We start from the raw sequence: 17,403 nt of genomic DNA on the forward strand, positions 1-17,403 counted from the left end.
TGTCATTTATTTTTGTAAACACGGAAACTATTAATAGGGAGTAGCTTATTGAGATACAAAGAGAACCTGTATTATATCGAACCATTAGTTGCGTAGATAAATTGACTTTAGGTCTGTCAATGGAAAAAGCTTATGCCCTCTTTGTTCACACGACTGAATTCAGAATCGTCGGAAATGCGGGATCAACACCCAAAAATCGGGCTTCTCAGAGGCGTTAGTTGTTCCCCGCGTTTTTTACCGGGAACAAGTAAGGCAGGAAGTTTTTTTATTAATCAGAGCTGCGTCCCCTTGTCCCCACCCTCTAGTCTTGTCAGGGAACGCCATATGTCATGGTATTGCTGGGTCGCCTCCGCTGCTCCCGTGTTACCGCTGAGAAATGCGCTTGGCAGATAGTGTTTTGCGACCAAGTTCATTGACTTTCCCCTTCACTTTCCAGCAGGTCGGGGTCAATTACTTAGAAACGGGAACTCCCACCGCCCGGCGTGCGCTACTTTTTCATCCATCGCTTGCCGCTGGCTTACTGATCAAACTTGACTAGTGCCTCTATGCCGACCATAGCGCGCACGATCCTCTCCCTGCCGAAGCTGGAGGCTGCCTCTAGCAGGGCAGACGCGTTGAAGAGGTACAGTCGCTTATCGAGCTACACCTCATAGTAACCAGCTCGGTCTCGTAAGGACGGCAGAGCTTAGCGATAGCGAAGCGCGGAACGCCACCGTCAACGGTGGGGGCACTCATCTGGTTGGCGACTCATCCAGCGGAAAATCATTGGCGCAGCTTCTGGCAGCGTCCCGGTCGATTTCGCTTTCGATCATGCTTGCCCAGGCTTGGCATCGGGTTTGGTTTCAAAGATTTTGCGCTGGGCTGGATAGCCCTTACGGCGAATTTGCGCTTCCCACTGTCCTTTACTAACGGCTGGGTCGCAATTCCGGATTGTCGCCATTTCAACCACTCCCGCCACGCTTGAGAGTGAGGGATTTATGGCAAAAACGACTTTCAGGACTAGGACTAGTATCTGACAGTAGCGACAACCCTCGTGAACACAAGGGAAAAGAACATGGCGCACCAGGCGGGATTCGAACCCACGACCCCTGCCTTCGGAGGGCAGTACTCTATCCAGCTGAGCTACTGGTGCGACGCGGGCGCCATGATACTCACATGGGTACGGGGCGTCCAGTTGCGGGCGGTGTGCGACACAAATCACCCAGCGCGCCCCGCGACAGCCTTTCATCAGCCCACACCCATTACCGCCCACAAAGGGACAGACCTGCGCTTTCGGCACGGCTGCGTGGTGGTGCATGATGCTCCCCATACCACTCCGTCAGTTCGTTCTCACCGAGGGCCTCTTATCAATCAGTTCAAAAGCATCGAGCGCAGCCCGTGCCGCGTTCTTATTACCGGGGCCAGTATCGCGGGGTGTGCCGCGGCCTGGTGGCTGACGCAGCGCGATTGCGATGTCACGGTTGTCGAGCAGGCGCCTGCCTTTCGCGATGGCGGGCAGAATGTGGATGTGCGGGGCGCGGCTCGGCAGGTTCTGCGTTTGATGGGGCTTGAGCAGGCGGTGAAGGAGCTCAATACCGGCGAGACGGGGCTTGCGTGGGTCGATGAGGACAACCGCACGGCGGCGCGCATCGATCTGGCCGGTCTGGAGGGCGATGGTCCGACGGCTGAGCTTGAGGTGTTGCGCGGTGACCTTGCGCGTCTGCTGTATGAGGCGTCGTCTGCTGATGCGTTCTATCGCTTTGGTGATCGTATTGTCTCGGTCGAGCACGATGCGGAGGGCGTGTCGGTCACGTTCGAGGGCGGTGGCCAGGAGCGTTTTGATCTGTTGATCATTGCTGAAGGTGTCGGCTCGCGCACGCGGGAGCTGGTGTTCCCCGGCGAGAACCAGCCGCGCCGGATGGACTTGGCCAGCGCGTTCTTTACCGTGCCTCGGGCACCGACCGATAGCCAGACCGCGCGCTGGTATAACGCGGTGGGCGGTCGCAGTGCGGGCGTTCGTCCGGATAATCGAGGTACGACGCGTGCTTTCTTTAATGTGCATGGCCGAAGCCACCTTGCGGTAGGCAACAGTGTTGCCGAGCAGAAGGCGTTTCTCCGGGCGTCGTTTGCAGGCGCGGGATGGGAGGTGCCTCGTCTGCTGGAGGGGATGGAGGCGGCGGAGGATTTCTGGTTCGATGACTTGCGTCAGGTGAAGATCGATCGCTGGTCGAATGGCCCGGTGGTACTGCTGGGCGATGCAGCATGGTGTGTCACGCCGCTGGGTGGGGTCGGCGCTTCGCTGGCGCTGATTGGCGCGTATGTGCTGGCGGGCGAACTCACCAAGACCGACACCATTGCCGAGGCGCTTGCCGCGTACGAATATGTCCTGCGCCCTGTGGTGAAAAAGTCGCAGAGCGTGCCGAAACTTGTTCCGCGTCTGGTCCATCCTCGCAGTCAGACCGGGGTGAAGATCCTGCGCGCCGTGCAGCGGCTGGTGGCAACGCCCTTTATCAGCAAACGTGCTGCCAGGGCGCTGACCCCGGCGGTGCAGTCTTTCACGCTTCCGGATTATCGATAGCGCTACAGGCGTGGGTTAAAACCTGCGCCGGGCCCTGCGGTGGTCATGCCGCTGTCGAAGTCGATCAGCCACGACCCGGCCAGGACGATGATCGGGTCGTTCGGCAATGCCTTGAGGTTGATCGTGACCTTCGCCGGTTGCTCAGTGGTCGCTCACGGCTTTTATGCGCTGCCTGATCACACTGCGGCTGCCTTGCGTTCAGGTTCGTCGCTGATCAAAAAACCACACACCTCTTTGCGCGCGTTCTTTTTTTCGAACGGGCTATTGTCCTTTCCCCCCGCAATGCCTAGGATTCGTTTGAGATTTCAAACGCTCTTGTTCGGTCTTCCTGCCTTCATGCGTTGCGCAGCGCTGGAACCCGATGGAATGTTTTCCTGACGATGGCTTCCAAATGGGGTGCATCGATATCAATTGTTCGCGTCGCCTCTCGGGCGATGCTGTTTAGGAGGCCGACATGCAGCTCAAAGATTCCACACTGTTCCGCCAGCAAGCCTACATCAACGGCCAGTGGCTGGACGCGGACGGTGGTCAGTCGATCAAGGTCAACAACCCTGCCAACAACGAGATCCTCGGGACTGTGCCAAAAATGGGCGCAGCCGAGACGCGCCGGGCGATTGAGGCGGCTGACAAGGCGCTGCCGGCCTGGCGTGCGCTGACCGCCAAGGAGCGTGGCAACAAGCTGCGCCGCTGGTTCGAGCTGATGATCGAGAACCAGGACGATCTGGGTCTGCTGATGACGCTGGAGCAGGGCAAGCCACTGGCTGAAGCCAAGGGCGAGATCACCTACGCCGCGTCGTTCATCGAGTGGTTCGCTGAAGAAGCCAAGCGCGTCTATGGCGATGTGATCCCCGGTCACCAGCCGGACAAGCGTCTGATCGTGCTCAAGCAGCCGATTGGTGTGACGGCGGCGATCACCCCGTGGAACTTCCCGGCAGCGATGATCACCCGCAAGGCCGGTCCGGCACTGGCGGCGGGCTGCACCATGGTGCTCAAGCCTGCGTCGCAAACGCCGTTCTCGGCACTGGCCCTGGCTGAACTGGCCGAGCGTGCGGGTATCCCGGCTGGTGTGTTCAGCGTGGTGACCGGCAGCGCAGGCGATATCGGTGCCGAGCTGACCGGCAACCCGATCGTGCGCAAACTGTCCTTCACCGGCTCGACCGACATTGGTCGCCAGCTGATGGCTGAATGCGCCAAGGACATCAAGAAGGTGTCGCTGGAGCTAGGCGGTAACGCGCCTTTCATCGTGTTCGACGATGCCGACCTCGATAAGGCAGTCGAAGGCGCGATGATCTCCAAGTACCGCAACAACGGCCAGACCTGCGTGTGCGCCAACCGCATCTACGTGCAGGACGCGGTGTATGACGCGTTCGCCGAGAAGCTCAAGGCGGCGGTCGGCAAGCTGAAGATCGGTAACGGCCTGGAAGAAGGCGTCACCACCGGCCCGTTGATCGACGACAAGGCAGTGGCCAAGGTCAAGGAACATATCGCCGACGCCGTCAGCAAGGGCGCAACCGTGCTGACCGGTGGCAACAGCCTGGAAGGCTCGTTCTTCGAACCGACCATTCTGGTCAACGTGTCGAAAGATGCCGCCGTGGCCCGGGAAGAAACCTTTGGTCCGCTGGCCCCGCTGTTCCGCTTCAAGGACGAGGCTGAAGTGATCGCGATGGCCAACGACACTGAGTTCGGTCTGGCGTCGTACTTCTACGCGCAGAACATGAGCCGCGTGTTCCGTGTTGCCGAGGCGCTGGAATATGGCATGGTGGGTATCAATACCGGCCTGATCTCCAACGAATTGGCACCGTTCGGCGGTATCAAGTCGTCCGGCCTGGGCCGTGAAGGCTCCAAGTACGGCATCGAAGATTATCTGGAAATCAAATACCTCTGCCTGTCGGTCTGACCGACGCTCGGGTATTGCAGCCGATGGCGCGCGAGAGCGACGTGTCATCGGCTTTTGTTGCACCGCAGTTTCCTGGTGGCCTGAAGGCTGCAGCAGTCGATCATCGTATGCTGCCGCAGTTGATCCGGTCCGCTTGATCCTTGACCCACGCCGACCGATGAGCGGCGAATGAGGAATACATGAGCAAGACTAACGAATCCCTGATGCAACGCCGCCATGCAGCCGTCCCACGTGGCGTTGGTCAGATCCACCCGATCTTCGCAGCTTCGGCGAAGAACGCGACCGTTACCGACGTGGAAGGTCGTGAATTCATCGACTTCGCGGGCGGCATTGCCGTTCTGAATACCGGTCACCTGCACCCGAAGATCATCGCCGCTGTGCAAGAGCAGCTGACCAAGCTGAGCCATACCTGCTTCCAGGTGCTGGCCTACGAGCCTTACGTCGAGCTGTGCGAGAAGATCAACGCCAAAGTGCCGGGTGATTTCGACAAGAAAACCCTGCTGGTGACCACCGGTTCCGAAGCGGTGGAAAACGCCGTGAAGATCGCCCGTGCTGCGACCGGTCGTGCGGGCGTTATCGCCTTCACCGGCGCTTACCACGGCCGCACCATGATGACCCTGGGCCTGACCGGCAAAGTCGTGCCTTACTCGGCCGGCATGGGCCTGATGCCGGGCGGTATCTTCCGTGCGCTGTACCCGTGCGAACTGCATGGCGTGAGCGTTGACGATTCCATCGCCAGCATCGAGCGCATCTTCAAGAACGACGCCGAGCCCAAGGACATCGCTGCAATCATCATTGAGCCGGTTCAGGGCGAAGGTGGTTTCTACGTGGCGCCGAAGGCCTTCATGCTGCGTCTGCGCGAGCTGTGCGACAAGCACGGCATTCTGCTGATCGCTGACGAAGTGCAGACCGGCGCGGGTCGTACCGGCACGTTCTTCGCGATGGAGCAGATGGGCGTTGCGGCTGACCTGACTACTTTCGCCAAGTCCATCGCAGGCGGCTTCCCGCTGGCGGGCGTGTGCGGCAAGGCTGAGTACATGGACGCCATCGCACCCGGCGGTCTGGGCGGCACCTATGCCGGTAGCCCGGTGGCCTGTGCCGCGGCGCTGGCGGTGCTGGACATCTTCGAAGAAGAGCACCTGCTGGAGCGCTGCAAGGCAGTTGGTGAACGTCTGGTGACCTCGCTCAAGGCGATGCAGGCCAAGTACCCGATTATCGGTGAAGTGCGTGCGCTGGGTGCGATGATCGCTGTCGAGCTGTTCGAAGACGGCGATTCGCACAAGCCTAACGCCGCTGCCGTGGCTCAGGTGGTTGCCAAGGCGCGTGACAAGGGTCTGATTCTGCTGTCCTGCGGTACTTACGGCAACGTGTTGCGCGTGCTGGTGCCGTTGACTGCCGAAGACGAATTGCTGAACCGCGGCCTGGCCATTCTCGACGAATGCTTTGCTGAAATCGCGTAAAAAGTGTGAAGTCATGAATTGATTAATTTATGACCAAACAGACAAAAAAAGCCCGTTTCGACGGGTTTTTTTTGCGTTTGAGCAGGGTATTTCGCTGTTTTGGGTATATCCGGACGTTTGCATTGGCTAAGGTGATCGCATTGACATCGGAGAGTCATGATGACCGCTGTAGTTTTGCCCGCCGTTCCTCGCGTACTGATAGCCGAGTCTGATCCATGGGTTCGCGAGACGCTTAGCGACCTGGTGTTGGACGTGCGTGCGGATATCGAGCTGGAGATGTGCACCGATGGCAAACAGGCCGTCGAGTGGATGAAAAAACACCTGCCGGACCTGATCATCGCCGCCCGCGAGCTGCCGGGGATCGATGGCCTGAGCCTGCTGCGGGGCGTGCGCAATCTGCGTCGTCAGCCCGCCATCCCGTTCATTCTGATCAGCAATCGCAATGACAGCGCCAGCGTGCGTGAAGTCGTGCCGCTGGCGCCGACTGCCTACCTGACCAAACCACTGAATACTGAAGGGTTGCGCCAGCGCCTTGAAGGCCTGTTGCTGGAACGCAGCGCCCCGGCTGCGGGTGCGGTGCCCGCGCTGACGCCGGGCCTGACCCTGACCAAGTTTCTCGACAAACGCCGTGATATAGCCGATGGCGCGCCGCTGTTCGTCGATGTCGCCACGGCGGTGACGCTCAGCCAGACCGCCAGCGGCATCGACGCCGCCTTGCTGGAGCAGGAGCTGCGCAACGATCCGCACATCACGGCAGTACTGATCGCAGCGGCCAATACGGCGGCGCAGCATCTGGGCAAGCCGATCCAGACCATGGGCGGGGCGCTGGCCATTCTCGGGCCGGTGCAGGGTGCCAATATCGCGTCAGGCCTGGCCAAAAAGCGTATGGCGGTGCTGACCAATGATGCGTTGCTGGCCAAGGCCCATGAGCTTTGGAGCCTGTCGCAGCGCACGGCAGATTACGCACGCATTCTGGGCGGCATGCTGGAGCTGGATGCAGAGCGCTGCTTCAGCGCCGGGTTGTTGCAGTCGCTGGGTGACCTGGCGGTATTGGGTTGTCTGCAGGAGTGGCTGCTGGCTGGCGGCCAACTGGATGAGCAGGTGATCGGGCAGTCTCTGGAACAGTATTCCGCTGCCTTCGGTTCTGCTCTGCGCACCCGCTGGCGTTTGCCGCTGGAACTGCGTGAGCTGATCGCTGCGGTGTATCAGTACAACACCGGCATCTACACGCGCGAAGTGCTGGCAATGAACCTGGCGGGGCAGATGGCGCGCCTGGGCGAGGAAGAAAGTGTCACCACGCTGATCAAGACCAAGTCGGCCAAACTGTTGAAGCTCAGCGTCGGTGACTTGCAGCGCCTGCGCAAGAAGCTGACGGGGGTGACGGATCCGAGTTTGCTGAGGCCGCTGACGACCGAAACTGAGGTGGCTGCCGAGGCGGTCGAAGATGGGTTGCTCGACGTGGCACCTGAGGCACCTGCTGAAGAGCCTGCTGCAATCGAGGATCCGGCAGCCGCTGCTCAGGGTTCGCCCGAGAAGTAAAACCCGACCGACGCCTTCGCGAGCAAGGCGAATCGCCGCCCAGCCGCTCCCTCAGGGCGTCATGCCGTGCGCGCTCCCACAAGATACCGCGTACTCCCGTAGGAGCGAACTTGTTCGCGAAGGCGGTATTCCTGACGCAGAAAAGCCATCGACTGCACCGGACTCTTCGCGAGCAAGCTCGCTCCCACAAGGTACCGCGTACTCCTGTAGGAGCGAGCTTGCTCGCGAAAGCTATATTCCAAACGCAGCCAACGCAGTGAATGTACCGCCCTCTTCGCGGACAAGTCCGCTCCTACAGGGCACCGCGTACTCCTGTAGGAGCGAGCTTGTTCGCGAAGGCGGTATTCCTGACGCAGAAAAGCCATCGACTGCACCGGACTCTTCGCGAGCAAGCTCGCTCCCACAAGGTACCGCGTACTCCCGTAGGAGCGAACTTGTTCGCGAAGGCGGTATTCCTGACGCAAAAAATCCATCGACTGTACCGGCCTCTTCGCGAGCAAGCTCGCTCCCACAAGGTACCGCGTACTCCCGTAGGAGCGAACTTGTTCGCGAAAGCTATATTCCAAACGCAGCCAACGCAGTGAATGTACCGCCCTCTTCGCGGACAAGTCCGCTCCTACAGGGCACCGCAGACTCCCACAGGGCTTGATGCTGTGTGCGCTCCCGTGGGAGCGAGCTTGCTCGCGAAAGCTATCTTCCAAACGCAGCCAATGCATTGAATGTACCGCCCTCTTCGCGGACAAGTCCGCTCCTACAGGGCACCGCAGACTCCCACAGGGCTTGATGCTGTGTGCGCACTTGCTCGCGAAGGGGCCGGTACAACCACTGAAGATTTTCTGATCAGGCAGACCGTCTTCGCGAGCAAGCTCGCTCCCACAATATACCTCGTGCTCCTGTGGGAGCGACCGGGGCGGCGATCCGCCTTGCTCGCGAAGGGGCCAGTCGTGCTTTCTACATTCGAGAAGGCATTTCAGACCAGTACGATCTGGTTCTTGCCCTGGCGCTTGGCCTGATACATCGCGGCGTCGGCGCGGCCGTAGAGGGTTTCGAGGCTTGGGTCGTCCGCGCCCAGGTTGGTCAGGCCCTGGCTGGCGGTGATGCTGAAGGTGGTGCCGCCGGACTGGAAATTCTGACGCTGGATCTCACGCTGCAGGCGCTCGGCGATCTGCATGGCCATGTCCGGCGCGCAGCCGGGGAATACTGCGGCGAACTCTTCACCACCGATACGCCCGAACAGGTCACCACGCCTCAATGCCGAACGACCGCTTTCGGCGATGCGTTGCAGCACGGTATCGCCTTCCTGATGGCCGTAGGTGTCGTTCACCAGCTTGAAGTCATCGATGTCCAGCAGCAAAAACGCCAGCGGCGTACCGTTGAGGCGAGCCAGTTCGAACTCGCGCTGGGCGCATTCGAAAAAGTGCCGGCGGTTGCTGCTCTGGGTCAGCACATCGGTGGTCGCCAGGCGTTGCAGCTCATCCTCGAGGTGCTTCTTCTCGGTGATGTCTTCGGCGATGCCCACCACGATCAGACGCTGGCTGGCGTCGGCGCGATGACTGACGAAGCATTTATCGCTGAGCCAGCGTACTTCGCCATCCGCACGAATGATCCGGTACTCGCGGTCCTCGATCGAGCCTTTCTCGATGACCTCGTTCAGGCTGCGCTCGGCGTAGTTCAGGTCATCGGGGTAGATGCTGTCGCGCCACTCACTGTAGTCAGCCAGCAGCAGGCCCGCCGAACGACCGAAGATGCGCTCGTAGGCCGGGCTGACATAGATCATGTGCTGGGTTTCCCAGTCGAACGCCCACAAGACAGCGTTCACGCTCACCAGCAACGAGCTGAACAATTGTTCGCGCTCGCTCAGACGTGCGACTTCTGCCTGAGCGTGCATCAGGGCTAACAGGGTTTCTGCGGCTGCGGGCATATCAGTGATCGGTGAGCCGGGTAGGGAAGTGAAAGGCTGCTTTTCCATAAGAACCATCTCAAACGTTTACGGCCAGTAAGGCGCCCTATCCCGATTGGCGGGAAAGTTGATGAGATAGACGGGGAGGGGATAAGTTCCGGGACCGGCGCGCCAGGGGATGGCGCGCCGATCAACGGTTCAGGCGTGTGCGGGGCGTAGCGAGTAGGTTTTCAGCTGGTCGGCGAACTCGCGCAGGGACTGAATGCCGCTGGCTTCGGCCTCGTGAATCCACTCTTTCATGGCCGACAGCATGTCGTGACCGTTGCTGCTGGTCTTGACCCAGATCTGTTGCAACGCGAGGCGTTTTTCGTAGATCACTTTCAGCGCATGGCTGTGTTCCAGCATGGTCTGGATGCGCAGGTGATGCCTGTCATCGAGCAGGCTGGTCTCACGCGACAGCAGGCGCTTGGCACGACGGAACTGATGACGCACCGACTCGTCGGCCTTGCCGAGTTCCTGAGTAACCAGCGGCGCGATGACCAGCTTGCGGTACTGCGCCATGATCTGGAAACGGTTGTTGAGGATCGCCATCGCGGTGTCCATGTCCATATGGCCCTTGCCTTCGACCCGATGGGCGATAGGCGCGACCCGCTGGACCTTGGCCAGACCCAAGAAGCTGAACACTTTGATCCATGCCCAGCCCATGTCGAACTCCCAGGGCTTGACCGACAGCTTGGCCGAGTTGGGGTAGGTGTGGTGATTGTTGTGCAGTTCTTCGCCGCCGATCACGATGCCCCACGGCACCAGATTGGTGGCTGCATCGCGGCACTCGAAGTTGCGATAGCCGACCGCATGACCCAGCCCATTGACCACACCGGCAGCCCAGAAGGGAATCCACATCATCTGCACGGCCCAGACCGTGATACCGAGCGCGCCAAACAGCGCCACGTCGATGACCGCCATCAAAGCGATGCCCAGCAGCTTGTAGCGCGAGTACAGATTGCGCTCGATCCAGTCTTCCGGGCAGTTCTTGCCGTAGATCCGCAGGGTGTCCTGGTTCTGCGCTTCCTCGCGGTACAGCTCTGCGCCCTTGCGCAGTACCGTAGACAGACCCTTGACGACCGGGCTGTGCGGGTCGTCGACGGTTTCGCATTTTGCGTGGTGTTTGCGGTGGATGGCTGTCCACTCGCGGGTGTTCTGGGCAGTGGTCAGCCACAGCCAGAAGCGGAAGAAGTGTTTCAGACCCGCATTGAGCTCCAGGGAGCGGTGGGCTGAATAGCGGTGCAGATAGACCGTAACGCCAATGATCGTTATATGGGTCATGACCAGCGTGACCGCTATTAACTGCCAGACGGAAAGGTCGAGCAAACCGTTGTACCACATAGGCTGTTTGGCCCTCGTAGAAATACCTGTGAAGAAAAAAGTCGCAACGGCATTATCACTGACATGGCTCAGAAAACCAGTCACCCTTGCAGATAAGCGTCGCAGGATGTTTCTTGCTTTATAATCAAGACCTTTCGTAAGGCTCGGTTTTTTATGTCCGATTATTCCCGTAACGCGCTGCGAACCGCCGTTCTGTATGGGCTGCTGTCGATTCTGTGGTTCGCGACAGGCAGCGCCCTGCTGTCTTTTTTCGTCAAGGATCCGGCTCGACTGTCCGTCGGACAACAGATGATCGGTTACGGCTGGGCGTTGCTCAGCACCGTCATGATCTTCATTGCACGTGACAAATTGAAGGCCATCGTCGGCGGCGAAGCGCTGTTCGAGCGCCAACAACAGGACTATGACCGGCTGCTGCTGGCGGCGGTGGTGTTCGACAGTACGCGTGAGGGCGTGCTGGTCAGTGATGCCGAAGGGCGTATTGTCCATGTAAATCGTGCGTTTGTGGACATCACTGGCTATCAGGCCGACGAGGTGCTGGGTTTCAACCCCAGCAAGTTCAAGTCCGGTCGTCATGGCCCCGAGTTTTATCGGCAGATGTATCACTCACTGCAGAGTGCCGGGCAGTGGAGCGGAGAGATCTGGAACCGGCGCAAAAGCGGCGAGATCTATCCGCAATGGCAAACCATCCGCTGCATCAAGGGTGAAGACGGGCAGGCCAGGCATTTTGTGGCGGTGTTTTCCGACATCACGGCCATCAAGCGCTCCGAGCAGGAGCTGGCGCAACTGGCCCATTACGATGCGCTGACCGAGTTGCCCAATCGTCTGCTGCTGACCGACCGTATCAGCCAGGCGCTGACCTCGGCGCGCTCCAGCAAGCGCGGCTGTGCGCTGCTGGTGGTCGACCTGGACAACTTCAGAAACATCAACGACAGCCTTGGCCATAACATCGGCGACGAAGTGCTCAAGGCGGCAGCCGAACGTCTCAATGCGCTGGCCGATAGCGGTATGACGGTCTCGCGGCTGGGCGGTGACGAATTCGCGCTGCTGGTCAAAAACTGTACGCACATGGTGCATGCCGCAGCGCTCGCGCAGCAGGTGATCAATGCCTTCAAAGCGCCGTACCCGATTGGCGGGCATCAGTTGTTCGTCACTGCCAGTATCGGTATCAGCCTGTTTCCCGGTGACGCGCTGACGGCCGAGCAATTGTTGCGCAATGCCGACTCGGCGCTGTTCAAGGCCAAGACCGATGGCCGCGAAGGATTTGCGCTGTACACCGAAGAGCTGACCGCCCACGCCCAGCAACGGGTGCAACTGGCCAGCGAGCTGCGCCAGGCCATCGAGCAGGACCAATTGCGGGTGTTCTACCAACCGGTTTACGACCTGGTAACCGGACGTATTTGCGCGGTCGAAGCGCTGGTGCGCTGGCAGCACCCGACTCGTGGCATGGTTTCGCCCGGCGATTTCATCCCGATTGCCGAGCAGAACGGGCTCATCGCCGATATCGATGCCTGGGTATTGAATACTGCCTGTCGGCAAATGCAGGCATGGCTGGCAGAAGGCGTCTCGATTGCGTCCGTCGCGGTCAACGTGTCCAGCCGCCTGTTCAGTCGTGGTGATGTCGATCGGCGAGTGGCTGAGGTCTTGAACGAGACCGGCCTCGATCCGGCATTTCTTGAGCTGGAAGTCACTGAAAGTGCCGTCATGGAGGACCCTGAACAGGCCATCAAGCAATTGCATCGCCTGCGTGAACTGGGCCTGAGTCTGGCCATCGATGACTTCGGCACAGGCTACTCATCGCTGCTGCGGCTCAAGAGCATGCCGGTGCAGAAGCTCAAGATCGACCAGGGTTTCGTGGCCGGGCTGCCGGGCGACGTGGATGACATCGCGATTGTACGGACGGTCATCGCGCTGGCTTCGAGCCTGGGCATGCGTGTACTGGCGGAGGGGATCGAACACGCCAGTCAGGCTTCATTCCTGTTAAGCAACGGTTGCGAGTTGGGCCAAGGCTACTGGTTTGCCCGGCCCATGGCGGCACAGTCGATTGACTGGACGCACGCGCCCGCGTTCAACTAGTTCAGGCCCTCACTGATAACGCGGGTCAGGGTGTGCAATGCACCCTGAGTGGCTCCCACCCTTATAAAGTCTTTTTGGTTATATCTGCATTCTTAAATAGTCTTTTTAAGAATATCCGCACCTCACTATTATTGCCTCACCGCCATACGCCATCGCCCCCAGTCGCGACGGCAGGCCCCTCACTTCTCAAGGATTAAGACAATGAGCGCATCTCTACGTAGTGTTGACGGTCAGGACGAAGCAGCCATTCTGCGTGAAATTCAGAGTGCGTTGCGTGACCTGCGTTTTGGTGCCGTCGAAATCACCGTGCACAACGCACAGGTGGTGCAGATCGAGCGCAAGGAAAAGTTTCGTTTGCAGAACCCTGCCAAGCAGAACTGAAGCGGCAATCACCCGACTGGTCAACCGGAGGGTTTCATCCTGACTCCTGATACCCCCCTGAAAAACAGCAACGCGCCCGTGCGAATGCCGTTCTGACGCGCCAAGAAATCAAAAAAGCCAACACACAGCATTTCCAGGAGCTTCAATCTATGTCCATTCGCCGTTTTGCGCTGGCGGCTCTCGCCAGTGCTGTTTTCGCAGGCTCGGCTGTCGCCAAGGATTACGAACTGCTCAACGTGTCCTACGATCCGACCCGCGAGCTGTACCAGGATTACAACGCAGAATTCGTCAATTTCTGGAAAAAATCCCATCCGGACGACAAGGTCGAGATCAAGCAATCCCACGGCGGCTCGGGCAAGCAGGCGCGTGGCGTGATTGATGGCCTGCGCGCTGACGTAGTGACCCTGGCACTGGCCGGTGATATCGACGAAATCGCCAGGCTCGGCAAGACGCTGCCCGAAAACTGGCAGACCCGTCTGCCGGACGCGAGCACGCCGTACACCTCGACCATCGTGTTTCTGGTGCGCAAGGGCAACCCGAAAGGCATCAAGGACTGGGGCGACCTGACCAAGGAAGGCGTCTCGGTGATCACACCCAACCCGAAAACCTCCGGCGGTGCGCGCTGGAACTTCCTGGCCGCCTGGGCCTACGGCCTGAAAGCGGGCGGCGGTGACGAAGCCAAGGCCAAGGAATACGTGCAGACGCTGTTCAAGCACGTGCCGATCCTGGATACCGGCGCACGCGGTTCGACCATCACCTTCGTCAACAACGGTCAGGGTGACGTGCTGCTGGCGTGGGAAAACGAAGCGTTCCTGGCGTTGAAAGAAGACGGCGGCAAGGACAAGTTCGACATCGTCGTACCTTCGCTGTCGATCCTTGCCGAACCTCCTGTCGCCGTGGTCGACAAGAACGCCGAGAAGAAGGGCAACACCGAAATCGCGACTGAATACCTCAAGCACCTGTACAGCAAGGAAGGTCAGGAAATTGCTGCGAAAAACTTCTATCGTCCACGTGATGCCGAAGTGGCCGCCAGGTACGAGAAGCAATTCCCGAAACTCGATCTGGTGACTATCGACAAAGACTTTGGTGGCTGGAAAACTGCGCAGCCGAAGTTTTTCAATGACGGCGGCGTTTTCGACCAGATTTATCAGGCGCAATAAGCCGAAATGAGGATGCCGCCCGAGCGCCATCGCAGGCTTGGCCAAACAGCCCGGATTAACCTCCGGGCTTCGTGCAAGTGAAACCAGGGACTTTTATGTCGCGTCGTATCTCCCCCGTCATACCCGGCTTCGGGCTGACGCTGGGCTACACCTTGGTGTACCTCAGTCTGATTGTGCTAATACCGCTCGCCGCCATGTTCGTACATGCCGCGCAGCTCACCTGGGATCAGTTCTGGACCATCATCACGGCACCACGCGTGATCGCGGCACTCAAGCTGAGCTTCGGCACCGCCTTTTACGCAGCCCTCATCAACGGTGTGATCGGCACACTGCTGGCCTGGGTGCTGGTGCGCTACACCTTCCCCGGGCGCAAGGTCATCGATGCGATGATCGATCTGCCATTCGCCCTGCCCACCGCAGTGGCCGGTATCGCCCTGACAGCGCTGTACGCGCCCAACGGCTGGGTCGGCCAGTTCGCGGCTGATCTGGGTTTCAAGATCGCCTACACCCCGCTGGGTATCACCCTGGCGCTGACCTTCGTCACCCTGCCGTTCGTGGTGCGCACCGTGCAGCCTGTGCTGGCCGATATCCCCAAGGAAGTCGAAGAGGCCGCTGCCTGCCTGGGCGCGCGTCCGTTACAGGTGTTTCGCCACATCCTCGTACCGGCGTTGCTGCCTGCCTGGCTGACCGGCTTCGCCCTGGCGTTTGCCCGTGGCGTGGGCGAGTACGGTTCGGTGATTTTCATCGCCGGCAACATGCCGATGAAAACCGAGATCCTGCCGCTGCTGATCATGGTCAAGCTCGACCAGTACGACTACACCGGCGCAACCGCTATCGGCGTGATGATGCTGGTGGTGTCCTTCATTCTGCTGCTGCTGATCAACCTGCTGCAGCGGCGCATTGAAACCCCATCCTGAGGAGGCGCAGAACATGTCTTATTCATCTGTTTCAGCCGCCGCCTCTGCCAACGCCGCCCGTCGTGGCAGCGCGGTGTCGCGACGCATTCTGATCGGCCTGTGCTGGCTGGTGTTCGTCCTGTTTCTGGGGCTGCCACTGTTCATCGTGGTGTCCCAGGGCCTGAAAAACGGTCTGGGCGCGTTCTTTACCGCGATCCTCGAGCCGGACGCGCTCTCGGCGTTGAAGCTGACGGTTATTGCGGTACTGATCTCGGTGCCGCTCAATCTGGTGTTCGGCGTCAGCGCCGCATGGTGCGTGAGCAAATACTCGTTCCGTGGCAAGAGCATTCTGGTCACGCTGATTGACCTGCCGTTCTCGGTGTCGCCGGTCATCGCCGGTCTGGTTTACGTGCTGATGTTCGGTGCGCAGGGGCTGTTCGGGCCGTGGTTGCAGGATCACGACATCCAGATCGTCTTCGCTCTGCCGGGTATCGTGCTGGCGACCATCTTTGTCACCGTGCCGTTCGTTGCGCGTGAGCTGATCCCGCTGATGCAGGAGCAGGGCACTCAGGAAGAAGAGGCCGCACGGCTGCTGGGCGCCAATGGCTGGCAGATGTTCTGGCACGTCACGGTGCCGAACATCAAATGGGGCCTGATCTACGGCGTGGTGCTGTGTACGGCACGGGCGATGGGTGAGTTTGGCGCGGTGTCGGTGGTTTCCGGGCACATTCGCGGCGTCACCAACACCCTGCCGCTGCACGTCGAAATCCTCTACAACGAGTACAACCACGTTGCCGCCTTTGCCGTGGCGAGCCTGTTGCTGATCCTGGCGCTGTTCATCCTGCTGCTCAAGCAGTGGAGCGAATCCCGCATTAACCGTCTGCGCCATAACGCGGCGGAGGAATAATCATGTCGATCGAAGTCCGTAACGTCAGCAAGAACTTCAACGCCTTCAAGGCCCTGAACAACATCAGTCTGGACATCCAGAGTGGCGAGCTGGTGGCGTTGCTCGGCCCGTCAGGCTGCGGCAAGACCACCCTGCTGCGCATCATTGCCGGTCTGGAAACCCCGGATGACGGCAGCATCGTGTTCCATGGCGAGGATGTGTCCGGTCACGACGTGCGTGATCGCAACGTCGGGTTCGTGTTCCAGCATTACGCGCTGTTCCGCCACATGACGGTGTTCGATAACGTCGCGTTCGGCCTGCGCATGAAGCCCAAACGCGAGCGCCCGAACGAGACACGGATCGCCGAGAAGGTCCATGAGCTGCTGAACATGGTGCAGCTGGACTGGCTGGCCGACCGTTATCCGGAGCAACTGTCGGGTGGACAGCGCCAGCGCATCGCCCTGGCCCGCGCCCTGGCGGTCGAGCCAAAAGTGCTGCTGCTGGACGAGCCGTTCGGGGCGCTGGACGCCAAGGTCCGCAAGGAGCTGCGTCGCTGGCTGGCGCGCCTGCACGAGGACATTAACCTGACCTCGGTGTTCGTGACTCACGATCAGGAAGAGGCCATGGAAGTGGCCGATCGCATCGTGGTGATGAACAAGGGTGTGATCGAGCAGATCGGCTCGCCGGGCGAGGTCTACGAGAACCCGTCCAACGACTTCGTCTACCACTTCCTCGGCGACTCCAATCGCCTGAGCCTGGGCGAGGAGGGTCACCTGCTGTTCCGTCCGCATGAGGTGTCGCTGTCCCGCCAGGAAATCGAAGACCACCACGCCGCCGAAGTCCGCGACATCCGCCCACTGGGCGCGACGACGCGGGTCACCCTGAAAGTGGAAGGGCAGAGCGAACTGATCGAGGCCGAAGTGGTGAAAGACCACGACAGCCTGGTGGGCTTGGCCAAGGGCGAGACGCTGTTCTTCAAACCGAAGGTCTGGCAGAAGCTTTAAGCCCGCCCTCCAGCTATCGTTCCCATGCTCCGCGTGGGAATGCCTTTCTGGACGCTCTGCGTCCGATCTTGAGTGCGCGGTGTCAGCACGGGCATGTGACGCAGAGCGTCACGAACTGCATGCCAACGCGGAGCATTGGCACGATAGTCACCTCACGACTTCCATCATTCCCGCGCTCCGCGTTGGCACGGTAGTCGCTTCACGATTTTTATCGTTCCCATGCTCCGCGTGGGAATGCCTTTCTGGACGCTCTGCGTCCTCGGGCTG

The 17,403-nt window shown here is 59.9% G+C and carries 12 protein-coding genes, 1 tRNA gene and 2 pseudogenes; 12 read left to right on the top strand and 3 right to left on the bottom strand.

Annotated elements, in window-relative coordinates:
- Window positions 1-1,055: 1,055 nt before the first annotated feature.
- Window positions 1,056-1,132: transfer RNA gene (locus tag LCH65_RS16065), tRNA-Arg, on the bottom strand.
- Window positions 1,133-1,288: 156 nt separating this feature from the next.
- On the opposite strand from LCH65_RS16065, the gene LCH65_RS16070 reads away from it, so the two are divergent.
- From LCH65_RS16070 to LCH65_RS16095, 6 genes and pseudogenes are all read left to right on the top strand, one after another.
- Window positions 1,289-2,557 carry an FAD-dependent monooxygenase gene (locus tag LCH65_RS16070; RefSeq protein ID WP_226439659.1) on the top strand — a complete coding sequence of 423 codons (1,269 nt, stop codon included), beginning with the start codon at window positions 1,289-1,291 and terminating at the stop codon, window positions 2,555-2,557.
- Between the two features lie 45 nt (window positions 2,558-2,602).
- Window positions 2,603-2,683, top strand: a pseudogene (locus LCH65_RS16075) (LysE family translocator); the annotation flags it as partial.
- A gap of 328 nt (window positions 2,684-3,011) precedes the next feature.
- The gene (gene gabD / locus LCH65_RS16080) at window positions 3,012-4,454 is read left to right on the top strand and encodes an NADP-dependent succinate-semialdehyde dehydrogenase (protein ID WP_003367662.1); all 1,443 of its coding nucleotides are present in this window, start codon (window positions 3,012-3,014) and stop codon (window positions 4,452-4,454) included.
- A 179-nt stretch (window positions 4,455-4,633) separates the two neighbouring features.
- The gene (gene gabT / locus LCH65_RS16085) at window positions 4,634-5,914 is read left to right on the top strand and encodes a 4-aminobutyrate--2-oxoglutarate transaminase (protein ID WP_058416978.1); all 1,281 of its coding nucleotides are present in this window, start codon (window positions 4,634-4,636) and stop codon (window positions 5,912-5,914) included.
- Window positions 5,915-6,070: 156 nt separating this feature from the next.
- Complete coding sequence (locus tag LCH65_RS16090) at window positions 6,071-7,453, top strand: HDOD domain-containing protein (protein ID WP_058416979.1); 1,383 nt, start codon at window positions 6,071-6,073, stop codon at window positions 7,451-7,453.
- A gap of 103 nt (window positions 7,454-7,556) precedes the next feature.
- Window positions 7,557-8,219 (top strand): annotated as a pseudogene (locus LCH65_RS16095) (urea ABC transporter substrate-binding protein); the annotation flags it as partial.
- 204 nt (window positions 8,220-8,423) lie between these two features.
- Here LCH65_RS16095 and LCH65_RS16100 read toward each other — a convergent pair.
- Both LCH65_RS16100 and desA read right to left on the bottom strand, forming a co-directional pair.
- Complete coding sequence (locus LCH65_RS16100; RefSeq protein ID WP_032609721.1) at window positions 8,424-9,422, bottom strand: sensor domain-containing diguanylate cyclase; 999 nt, start codon at window positions 9,420-9,422, stop codon at window positions 8,424-8,426.
- A gap of 129 nt (window positions 9,423-9,551) precedes the next feature.
- On the bottom strand, window positions 9,552-10,736 hold the full coding sequence (desA, locus tag LCH65_RS16105) for a delta-9 fatty acid desaturase DesA (protein ID WP_003367671.1): 1,185 nt from the start codon (window positions 10,734-10,736) through the stop codon (window positions 9,552-9,554).
- A 153-nt stretch (window positions 10,737-10,889) separates the two neighbouring features.
- Between desA and dibA the strand changes: the two genes are divergently transcribed.
- The 6 genes from dibA to LCH65_RS16135 all read left to right on the top strand — a co-directional run bounded on the left by dibA (window position 10,890) and on the right by LCH65_RS16135 (window position 17,136).
- A complete protein-coding gene (gene dibA / locus LCH65_RS16110; protein WP_003435135.1) occupies window positions 10,890-12,809 on the top strand; it encodes a phosphodiesterase DibA in 1,920 nt (639 codons plus the stop codon).
- A gap of 201 nt (window positions 12,810-13,010) precedes the next feature.
- A complete protein-coding gene (gene oscA, locus LCH65_RS16115; RefSeq protein WP_003367675.1) occupies window positions 13,011-13,190 on the top strand; it encodes a sulfur starvation response protein OscA in 180 nt (59 codons plus the stop codon).
- Window positions 13,191-13,339: 149 nt separating this feature from the next.
- Window positions 13,340-14,350 (top strand): sulfate ABC transporter substrate-binding protein, encoded by a 1,011-nt coding sequence (locus LCH65_RS16120; RefSeq protein WP_003435137.1) that lies wholly within the window; start codon window positions 13,340-13,342, stop codon window positions 14,348-14,350.
- 95 nt (window positions 14,351-14,445) lie between these two features.
- The gene (gene cysT, locus LCH65_RS16125; protein ID WP_003367677.1) at window positions 14,446-15,267 is read left to right on the top strand and encodes a sulfate ABC transporter permease subunit CysT; all 822 of its coding nucleotides are present in this window, start codon (window positions 14,446-14,448) and stop codon (window positions 15,265-15,267) included.
- A gap of 13 nt (window positions 15,268-15,280) precedes the next feature.
- The gene (cysW, locus tag LCH65_RS16130) at window positions 15,281-16,153 is read left to right on the top strand and encodes a sulfate ABC transporter permease subunit CysW (RefSeq protein WP_002551394.1); all 873 of its coding nucleotides are present in this window, start codon (window positions 15,281-15,283) and stop codon (window positions 16,151-16,153) included.
- Between the two features lie 2 nt (window positions 16,154-16,155).
- A complete protein-coding gene (locus LCH65_RS16135) occupies window positions 16,156-17,136 on the top strand; it encodes a sulfate ABC transporter ATP-binding protein (protein ID WP_002551393.1) in 981 nt (326 codons plus the stop codon).
- Window positions 17,137-17,403: the final 267 nt, after the last annotated feature.

This window comes from Pseudomonas sp. MWU16-30316 (genome assembly GCF_020515645.1).
In the GTDB taxonomy this organism is placed as follows: Bacteria; Pseudomonadota; Gammaproteobacteria; order Pseudomonadales; family Pseudomonadaceae; genus Aquipseudomonas; species Aquipseudomonas cerasi.